This window comes from Streptomyces sp. NPDC031121, assembly GCF_055570615.1.
Map to the genome: position 1 here is coordinate 56924 of NZ_JBVIGV010000020.1, position 9194 is coordinate 66117.

Below are 9194 nucleotides of genomic sequence, written 5' to 3' on the forward strand. Positions count from 1 at the left end.
AAGTATCAAGCCCCCGGCCAATCGGCCGGGGGCTTCTTTCGTTGTTTCGACTACGGCAGCGGGCAGGGCAGTTCGGGGCTGGCACGGTTCGGGGAGCAGGTCACCAGGGCGACCGAATGGAAGACGGTTCCGTTCAGGTAGTGCCCCAGGGACACGTCCCCACCCCAGGTCAGCCTTTCCACGGCAGCCTTCACCAGAAGGGCCAGCCGAGTCACCTCCCGATCCGCTTCCGATGTGAACCGTGGTGCCAACTCCGCCAACTGGAGGCCGAGCCATTCCCCAGCTTCCTTCGGTTCCTCCCATGTGCCCCGCATCATGGAGGCCGGTTTCACCAGCCAGTGAGCTGTCTGAATCGGAGGAACGCCCGTTGCCGGGAAATCGGTCACCGCATTGCGGTAGCGCTCCCTCAATGCCTCGTCGATTCCCATGGGCGGCGCGTGCTCCGGCGGCGGTCTCCGGATGCTCTCGTTGTCGAACGCCTTCTTCTCTCCGACCCATGCGTAACCGTGGTGGTGCACAGCCGCTCCGTTTCGGGAAATGGCGACGGCCCCACCCGTCGGCGTGTGGGCGGGGCCGTCGGTCAGGTGGTGCTCAGGGATCAGGCGGAGAGGTCGAACCGCGCGGGGTCGATGCCCGCCGCGTTCAGCTCCGCCGTGGTGAACCGCAGCGGCTCAGCGCTCGGACGCTTGCTGTCACCGATGGCCCACGCGTCCGGGCCGATCTTGGCGAGCGTCACGCATGCCTCGCCGTCCGGGTGCGTGCTGCCGCCGCACGCCTGGTGGAAGTCGGCACCCTTGATGGGGAGCCCGTACAGGTCGGTCATCGTTGTGTCCTTCCCGATCTGCCTGACGGCCGCCCAGAGCCGGCCGTCCCCCGCCCCTCAGCGGACGGAAGTCATCGCTCCTCGAAGAGAGCCTCGGCAATCTGTCCCGCCACGTCCGCGCTGAGCGTCCCCAGCTCCACATACGGTCTGCCGGTCTTCGTGACCGTGGGCCGGACGCCGCTCCAGGCGGACTCGGGGAGGCCGAGTGCGGCCAGAGCCGCTCGTACCGACTCGGCGGCATCTGCGGCCCCTGTCCAGCCGTCCCGCCAGGTCTGCATGTCCATCACGCGGCCACGCCCGTGCTCGGGTGCTCGTTCGCGTGCCGGTGAACCACCGCCAGGGGCTCTCGCAACTGTTCCGCCGTCCGCACGGTGCCTGCCATGGCGTCCTCCCGGTCGCTTCCGAAGCCGATGGAACGACCGTAGGGAGTGGCCGGTACACCCAGCTACGTTCTTGCACGAGCTTGCACGCAAACTAGCCGAGGGAGGTGATCGCCTCTGAGATCAGGGCGCGAGCGTCGGCGCCGTGTACCGCGATCTTGGACAGTTCTGAGAATGCCTTCGCGTAGGTGGCAACCTCGCTGGGGGCAGTCACGTTCACGGCGGCCGTGAGCAGCTCGACGCTTGCCTGGCGGCTGTCGAACAGGTAGAAGGCTTCGAGTGGCCAGACGCGGCGCCGAGCCGTGAATGGGATGACTCCAAGGCTTACGTTCGGCAAGGCCATGACTGCCAGGAGGTACCCGAGCTGGCCGGCCATGGTGGTCTCGTCGCCGATCCGGTAGCGGAGCACCGTTTCTTCCAGGAGCAGAGCGAACCGGTGGTCACCCTCGTGGAGAACGCGTGAGCGCTCGATCCGGGAGGCGGCGGCGGTCTCCGAATCGTCCGGGGTTCCTTGGAAAGCGGCGATGGTCGAGAGCAGGGCGGCGGCGTACGCCTCGGTTTGCAGCATCCCCGGGACCACGTTCGAGCAGTAGACGCGGAAGTGGCGCGTCTGCTCATACAGGGGAACGACTTCCTCCTGTGCCCGGCGCATGCCGTGCCGGTGGAGCTTCTGCCAGTGCACGTACATCCGATCGGCCTGCCGATTCGCCGCGATCAGGTCCTCTGCCTGGTCCTCGGCTCCACAGGCTCTGCACCAGGCGCGGATGTCGGCGTCGGACGCGGGTGTCTTGGCCCGTTCGATGCGTGAGGACTTGGCCGGACTCCAGCCGCAGCGAAGAGCCAGCTCGTGCCCGGTCAGCTCCGCCTCTCTGCGCAGGCCGCCGAGACGGGTGGCGATGGCTTCACGGGCCGCCTGGGCGCTGGACGAAGGGGATGCAGACATGAGTTGGCTCTTCGCGATTCGTCAGATCAGACCGAGTACTTCTCGTGCGGGATGCCGCGCTCCCACACTGTCTCGAAGGCTGCGGAAGCCAGGGCGGCAACGGCCGGTTCGGACCGTACCTCCCAACCGGGCTCGGACCAGCCCCCCTCCCCGGTGAAGTGGTTGAAAAGCACGATCTCCCCGTCGAACACCCAGCAGTCGTTTCCAGGAAGTGCGATGTCGGACGCCTGACGGCGGGGAAGCCAGCGCACCTGTTCCCCTGCGTGGAGGTTCACCACGGTGCCGGCGTGCTCGTACCGGATGTACTCCGTGACCGGTTCCGACACCACACGGGCCCGGCGGACGACGACTCCCCGGGCCACGGTGCCGCGCATCAGATCAACCCAAGGCGCCCAGTAGGCCGAGGCAGGATCCACGTCGCGTTGGCCGGTGCGCCGCCAGTTCTCGAAGTCCTCGGCCTCGTCACCCACCCCGTACGAGTCGCGCATCTCCAGATGCACCGCCGAGTGCCGGGCCGCTGCCAGCAACTCGTCAAAGCCCGGTTCCCTCTGCGACATCGCACGCCTTCCTCAGCATCGGCACCATGCGGGCCGGAATCCGGATCACTGCTTCGTGTGGCGGAATGCCCGGCGCATGGCCGGGAACCTCGAACGCGGCGCACTCCGTCTCCAGCTTCTCGTCTGGCTTCCAGCCTTGAAGCACCAGCTCCGCCTTCTCCTCGTCCACCCACACGGTGGGCGAGCCCTGCTGCCCCGTGTCCGGATCGATCCCGATGAACCGCAGTGCCATGAATGCCTCCGGTGTCGAGTGGCTTGCGCCAACTTGCACGAGCGTCATGGCTGCACTGCCGCGGCGTCAAGGGGCCGCGGAAGCTTCCCAGGGCGAGTGGCCGACACCACAGCAGTCTGACCAGCAGAGAGACAGAGAGGTGGTGATGGGAAAATCCTGGGGCGAGGAACCTGCCGTAGCGGATGATTCCGGGTCGAAGGCGGCGGAGCGGCAGCGTTTCGCCCGCCTCCGGCCGGCACGTGCCCCGCATGGGCTAACTTTGGACCTTCACAGGCCCGACCCGGGGTGGGGAGAGAAACATTTTGGAAGCGATCCTGCTGGTCGGGGGGCAGGGGACGCGGCTGCGCCCCGTCACGGTCAACACTCCGAAGCCGATGGTGCGCGCCGCCGGAGTGCCGTTCCTCGCCCATCAGATAGCCCGCGCCGCCGCGGCCGGTGTCACCCACATCGTGATGGCGACCTGCTACCTCGCCGAGGTCTTCGAGCCGTACTTCGGCGACGGCTCCGACTTCGGCGTCAGCCTGGAGTACGTCGTCGAGGAGGAGCCCCTCGGGACCGGCGGGGCCATCCGCAACGCCGCCCGGCGGCTGACCGGCGGACCGGACTCCTCCGTGCTCGTCTTCAACGGCGACATCCTCACCGGCCTGGACATCGCCGGCCTCGTCGACGCCCACCGGGCGGCCGAGGCCGATGTCACGCTGCACCTGGTGCAGGTCGAGGACCCGCGGGCGTTCGGGCTGGTGCCCACCGACTCCGAGGGGCGGGTGCTGGCGTTCACGGAGAAGCCGCAGACCCCCGAGGAGATCATCACCGACCAGATCAACGCCGGCTGCTACGTGTTCAAGCGCAGCGTCATCGACTCCATCCCGGACGACCGGCCGGTCTCCGTCGAGCGCGAGACGTTCCCCGGGCTGCTCGCCGCCGGGGCGGTCCTGCACGGCGTCACCGAGAACACGTACTGGCTCGACCTCGGCAAGCCCGAGTCGTTCGTCCGGGCCTCCGCGGACCTCGTCCGCGGGGTCGTCGCCTCCCCGGCCGTGCCGGGGCCGCGCGGCGAGTCCCTGGTGCTGCCCGGGGCCCGTGTCGCACCGGACGCCAAGCTCTCCGGCGGCACGGTCGTCGGCGCCGGGGCGAGCGTCGGGGCGGGGGCCGTCGTGACCGGGTCCATCGTCCTCGACGGCGCCGTCATCGAGCCCGACGCGCAGGTCACCGCCAGCCTCATCGGCGACGGCGCGACGGTCGGCGCGCGCACCGTCGTCGACGCCGCCGTCGTCGGGGACGGCGCGGTCGTCGGCGCGGACAACGAGCTGCGCGCCGGCGCCCGGGTGTGGTGCCGGGCCGAGCTGCCGCCGAAGGCGCTGCGGTTCTCCCCCGACAGCTGAGCCCGTACGGGCGAACGGCGACGGCCCCTGCTCCGGGCATCGGAGCGGGGCCGTCGTCCGTCGCGGCGTCAGTTCGCCGTGACGGTGACCTTCTCGTCGTTCTGGATCTGCTTGACGATCTGCTGGAGCTTCGGCTTGTCCCACAGCAGGTTGCCGCCCCGCTCGCCGGCGATCGGCATGTTCATCGAGGTGCCGCTGCCGCCCGTGACGCCCTTCATCGCGAAGAACATCTCGCCCATGTCGAACAGCGACATGTCCTCGTCCACGATCAGCGTGTCCAGGCCGGCGCCGAGCACCGGGTACAGCTTGAACGGGTTGAGGAGGGTTCCGGGCGTCGCCGCCTGGTTGGCGAGCGTCGCGAGGAACTTCTGCTGGTTCTTCGTCCGGGCCAGGTCCGACTCGGCGAACGCGTAGCGGGTGCGGACGAAGGCGAGGGCCTGCTCGCCGTTGAGGGTCTGCTCGCCGGCCTTGAAGTCGGCGCCGGACTTCTCGTCCTTGAAGGCCTTCTCGATGTTCATGTCCACGCCGCCGAGCGCGTCCACGATGTTCGCGAAGCCCGCGAAGCCGATCTCCGCGTAGTGGTCGATGCGCAGGCCCGTGTTGTGCTCGACGGTGCGGACGAGGAGCTCCGGGCCGTCCTCGGCGTACGCCGCGTTCAGCTTCGTGCGCCTGCCCTGCGCCGGGAACTTCTTGCCGGACTGGGAGCCGACGAAGGAGGGGATCTCCACGTCGGAGTCGCGCGGCAGCGAGATCATGGTGGTGCCGCCGGAGCAGGCCGCCAGGATCATCATGGAGTCGGTGCGCTTGCCGTCGGCGGAGCCCGTGTGGAGCTTCTTCTTGTCCTCCTCGGTCAGCCCCTCGCGGCTGTCGGAGCCGACGATCAGGTAGGTGGTGCAGTCGTCGTCCTTGGGGCGCTCGATGACCTTGGAGAGGTCCACCTCGCGGCGCACCTTGGAGTCGGCCCACACGTACGTGCCGATGGCCGTGACGAGGAGGACGGAGACCAGGGCGATGGAGCCGACCTTGATGCGCCGGCCCCAGTCGGGCGCGGCCGACGGGCGCCCGGGGCCGCCCGGTCCGCCGCCCGCGGGACCGCCCGGGCCTTGGGGGCCGCGCTGGGGCGTGCCGTAGACCTGGCCGGTGTTGTAGCCGCTGTCGTAGCCGCGGGCCTCGTGGCCGGGGCCCGCCTGCGGCGGTACCTGCGGGGAGGGCCGGCGGCCGGGCTGCGGCGGCACCGGCGGCTGCGGCGGCCGCTGGGGCTGCTGCGGCAGGCCCGGCTGCCCGCGCCGGACGTGGGGCATCCGCCGGGCGCCCTCCGGCTGCGCGTGCGCGCTGCCGTGCCCGTATCCGTCGTCGCGGCGGTCCCCGCGCCCTTCTGGCCACTCGTTCATGCGGCATAGGATGCCCGGTCGCGGGAGCCGGGGGACAGCCCGGGTCCCGCTTCGTACCGGTGCTGTTGCACAGCTGTGGCATCCGCGACGGCTTTAAGGTGTCGGTATGACACACATACCGGGCGCGACGGCGGGCGACCTGCAGGGGAAGCCCACCTCGGCATCGCGGACCACGCTCAGCCACATCATGACCGCCAACGACACCAACCTGCTGGGCACCGTCCACGGCGGCGTGATCATGAAGCTGGTCGACGACGCGGCGGGCGCCGTCGCCGGCCGCCACTCGGGCGGTGCGGCCGTGACCGCGTCGATGGACGAGATGGCCTTCCTGGCCCCGGTCCGCGTGGGCGACCTGGTGCATGTCAAGGCCCAGTGCAACTGGACGGGCCGCTCGTCGATGGAGATCGGCGTACGGGTGCTGGCGGAGCGGTGGAACGAGTCGACCCCGGCGACACAGGTCGGCAGCGCCTACCTGGTGTTCACCGCGGTCGACGCCGAGGGCAAGCCGCGCACGGTGCCGCCGGTCGTCCCCGAGACCGACCAGGACAAGCGCCGCTACCAGGAGGCGCAGATCCGCCGCACGCACCGGCTGGCGCGCCGCCGGGCGATCATGGCGCTGCGCGAGGAGCGCGCGGCGCAGGGCTTCGACGAGGACTGAGCCCCGGCCACCGCACTAGGTGCAGACCACCTGGTCGCCGGTGACGGTGCCGAAGGGGCCGCGCTGGGGCTCCTCCGGGCGTACGGGCACGACCTTGCGGTAGTCCGCTCCTGCGATCACCCGCACCGTGCGGCCCTGCCCCGGCACCGCGCGCAGTTCGCTGCCGGGCAGGGCGGTCGCGACGGTGCGGGCGGAGCGGTCCCAGCGGGGGTCGTAGGCGATCACCGTGCGCTTGTGGTCGCGGCGGGCGGCCTTCCCGGGGGCCCCGGTGGTGTCGAAGCCGGTGGCGCGCAGGGCGGCGTCCACGCGGCCGCCGAGGCCCTCGGCGGGGGTGCCGTTCTCGACGCGGACGCGGACCTGCTGCGGGGGCACGTCCACGGGGATGGGGGCCGGCTGCCGGGGCCCGGTCCGGGCCGGGGCGGGCGGGGCGAGGGGGCGGTCCTCGCGGAGGGCGGTGAACAGCTCGGCCGCCTTCGCCGCGTCCCATTTGACGGTGGAGCCGATGCCCTTGACGGGGAACGACGGGTCGCCGACGGGCACGGACGCGAACTCGGAGGAGGCCGGGGTGAAGTCCCGCATGGCCTGGCCGAGGGCCAGCATCTGCTCCGAGCCGAAGCCCGGGTCGGCCCGTACGGAACCCAGGAGGGTGGAGCTGACCTCCTTGAACTTGACGGGGTTCAGCAGGACCCCGCTGGAGGTGGCCTGTTCGACGAGGGCGGCGAGGAAGCGCTGCTGGCGCTGCATCCGGCCGAGGTCGGCGGCGCCGTCGACGTGCCGGGAGCGGACGTACTGCAGGGCCTCGCCGCCGCCCAGCCGGTGGCTGCCGGGGGCCAGGTCGAGGCCGGTGTTGCGGTCGCGCAGGGGCTTGGCGGTGCAGATCTCGACGCCGCCCATCGCGTCGACGGTCTTCATGAAGCTGGTGAAGTCGACTTCCAGGTAGTGGTCGATCTTGATGCGCGTCATCTCCTCGACGGTGCGCACGGTCAGCTGCGGCCCGCCCTCGGCGTACGCGGCGTTCAGCTTCACCGGGTGGGGGCCGTGGGCGCGGCCGCTGGACTCGTCCCGGTGGGCGGGCAGCTCGGCGTAGCTGTCGCGGGGGAGGCTGACGACGCTGGCGCGCTGCCGGTCGGCCGAGAGGTGGACGAGCATGACGGTGTCGGTGCAGCGGCAGGGGGCGCCGCCGAGGCGGTAGCGGCGCTTGTCGTCGGGGGTGGTGGTGTCGCGGCCGTCGGTGCCGACGAGCAGGAAGTTCAGTCCGTGCCCGGCGGCGGGCCGGTTCTTCATGTCCTTGAACGGGTCCACCCGCTGGATGCCGGTGTCGAGGCCGGTCATCACCGCGTGCCCGACGGCCCCGGAGCCCAGGACGGCCACCGCGAGCCCGCCCGCCAGCCGTACGCCCCACCGGGGCCGGCCGTTCCCGCGCCGGGCCGGTGCCCCGCCGCGCCGCGCGCGCTGCGGTGCGCGGGGCCGGGCGGGTCGGGGTGGGCGGTGTGGCTGGGGCACGGGGGAACACCTCCGCGGGATCTGCAGCGGCCGTCAGGGGAGAATCCACACACATCGGTCAGATCGTCAGAACAGTAGGCCCGTACGATCAGTGCCGGTCCCCACCGATCAGGCGGCGCGCACCCGTTTCCCCCGTACGCGGTAACGTGACACCGATACCCGACCTTGAAGGACCACATGCCCGCCCAGCAGCCCGCAGTCTCGGTGATCATGCCGGTGCTCAACGAGGAGCGCCACCTGCGCAACTCCGTCCGCCACATCCTCGGACAGGAGTACGCCGGCGAGATGGAGGTGGTGATCGCGCTGGGGCCGTCCACGGACCGCACCGACGAGATCGCCGCCGAGCTCGTGCGCGAGGACCCGCGCGTCGTCACCGTCCCGAACCCCTCCGGCCGTACCCCGGCCGCCCTCAACGCCGCCATCAAGGCGTCGCGGCACCCGATCGTGGTGCGCGTCGACGGCCACGGCATGCTCTCGCCGGACTACATCGCGACGGCCGTCCGCCTCCTGGAGGAGACCGGCGCGCAGAACGTCGGCGGCATCATGCACGCCGAGGGCGAGAACGCCTGGGAGGAGGCCGTCGCTGCGGCGATGACCTCCCGGCTCGGCGTCGGCAACGCCGCCTTCCACACGGGCGGCGAGGCCGGCCCGGCCGAGACCGTCTACCTGGGCGTGTTCCGGCGCGAGGCGCTGGAGCGGGCGGGCGGCTACAACGAGGAGTTCATCCGCGCCCAGGACTGGGAGCTGAACTACCGCATCCGCGAGGCCGGCGGCCTGATCTGGTTCTCGCCCGAGCTGAAGGTGCAGTACCGGCCGCGGCCCTCGGTGCGGGCGCTGGCCAGGCAGTACAAGGACTACGGCCGCTGGCGGCACGTAGTGGCCCGGTACCACGCCGGTTCGATCAACATGCGCTACCTCGCCCCGCCGACCGCGGTCTGCGCGATCGCTGCCGGCATCGTCGCCGGTGCGGTGATCAGCCCCTGGGCCTTCGCGGTTCCCGCCGGCTACCTCGCGGGAATCACGCTCGGCTCCATCCCGGCGGGCCGGGGGCTCTCGCCGAAGGCGCGGGTGCAGATCCCGGTGGCGATCGCCACCATGCACATGTCGTGGGGCTTCGGCTACCTGAGCAGCCCGCGCTCGCTGGCCGACAAGGTCATCGCGAGCCGGCGGCCGGCGCCGCAGGCGGACCCGTCGGCGGCCGGAGCCGCCTGACCGATCGCAGGGGGAAGGGGCCCGGGGGGGGGGGGGGGGGGGGGGGGGGGGGGGGGGGGGGGGCCGTCATTGTTTTTTTCTTTGGGGCCATGTGTGGGTTGGCTTGGTCTTCT

At 71.2% G+C, this 9194-nt stretch carries 10 protein-coding genes; 3 read left to right on the plus strand and 7 right to left on the minus strand.

Annotated elements, in window-relative coordinates; genetic code table 11:
* Window positions 1–50 precede the first annotated feature (50 nt).
* From ACZ462_RS30070 to ACZ462_RS30090, 5 genes are all read right to left on the minus strand, one after another.
* The gene (locus tag ACZ462_RS30070; RefSeq protein ID WP_467809452.1) at window positions 51–518 is read right to left on the minus strand and encodes a hypothetical protein; all 468 of its coding nucleotides are present in this window, start codon (window positions 516–518) and stop codon (window positions 51–53) included.
* An 80-nt stretch (window positions 519–598) separates the two neighbouring features.
* Window positions 599–823, minus strand: coding sequence for a DUF397 domain-containing protein (locus ACZ462_RS30075; RefSeq protein WP_467809453.1), 225 nt, complete (start codon window positions 821–823; stop codon window positions 599–601).
* Window positions 824–1297: 474 nt separating this feature from the next.
* Window positions 1298–2146: a helix-turn-helix domain-containing protein gene (locus tag ACZ462_RS30080; protein ID WP_467809455.1), complete on the minus strand. Its 849-nt coding sequence runs from the start codon at window positions 2144–2146 to the stop codon at window positions 1298–1300.
* A gap of 26 nt (window positions 2147–2172) precedes the next feature.
* Entirely contained in the window at window positions 2173–2703 is a 531-nt protein-coding gene (locus ACZ462_RS30085) for a DUF6879 family protein (RefSeq protein ID WP_467809456.1), read from the minus strand.
* Window positions 2678–2935, minus strand: a complete 258-nt coding sequence (locus ACZ462_RS30090; protein WP_467809468.1) for a hypothetical protein — start codon at window positions 2933–2935, stop codon at window positions 2678–2680. The genes ACZ462_RS30085 and ACZ462_RS30090 overlap by 26 nt, the downstream gene beginning before the upstream one ends.
* A gap of 299 nt (window positions 2936–3234) precedes the next feature.
* On the opposite strand from ACZ462_RS30090, the gene manB reads away from it, so the two are divergent.
* Window positions 3235–4317, plus strand: a complete 1083-nt coding sequence (gene manB / locus ACZ462_RS30095) for a mannose-1-phosphate guanylyltransferase (RefSeq protein WP_467809469.1) — start codon at window positions 3235–3237, stop codon at window positions 4315–4317.
* A gap of 68 nt (window positions 4318–4385) precedes the next feature.
* Here the strand turns inward: manB and ACZ462_RS30100 are convergent, their stop codons facing one another.
* Complete coding sequence (locus ACZ462_RS30100) at window positions 4386–5708, minus strand: LCP family protein (RefSeq protein WP_467809458.1); 1323 nt, start codon at window positions 5706–5708, stop codon at window positions 4386–4388.
* A gap of 106 nt (window positions 5709–5814) precedes the next feature.
* Here ACZ462_RS30100 and ACZ462_RS30105 point away from each other — a divergent pair, with 106 nt between their 5' ends.
* Window positions 5815–6366, plus strand: a complete 552-nt coding sequence (locus tag ACZ462_RS30105) for an acyl-CoA thioesterase (protein ID WP_125544516.1) — start codon at window positions 5815–5817, stop codon at window positions 6364–6366.
* A gap of 15 nt (window positions 6367–6381) precedes the next feature.
* Here the strand turns inward: ACZ462_RS30105 and ACZ462_RS30110 are convergent, their stop codons facing one another.
* The gene (locus ACZ462_RS30110; protein WP_467809459.1) at window positions 6382–7869 is read right to left on the minus strand and encodes an LCP family protein; all 1488 of its coding nucleotides are present in this window, start codon (window positions 7867–7869) and stop codon (window positions 6382–6384) included.
* A gap of 177 nt (window positions 7870–8046) precedes the next feature.
* Here ACZ462_RS30110 and ACZ462_RS30115 point away from each other — a divergent pair, with 177 nt between their 5' ends.
* On the plus strand, window positions 8047–9081 hold the full coding sequence (locus ACZ462_RS30115; RefSeq protein ID WP_467809460.1) for a glycosyltransferase family 2 protein: 1035 nt from the start codon (window positions 8047–8049) through the stop codon (window positions 9079–9081).
* Window positions 9082–9194: the final 113 nt, after the last annotated feature.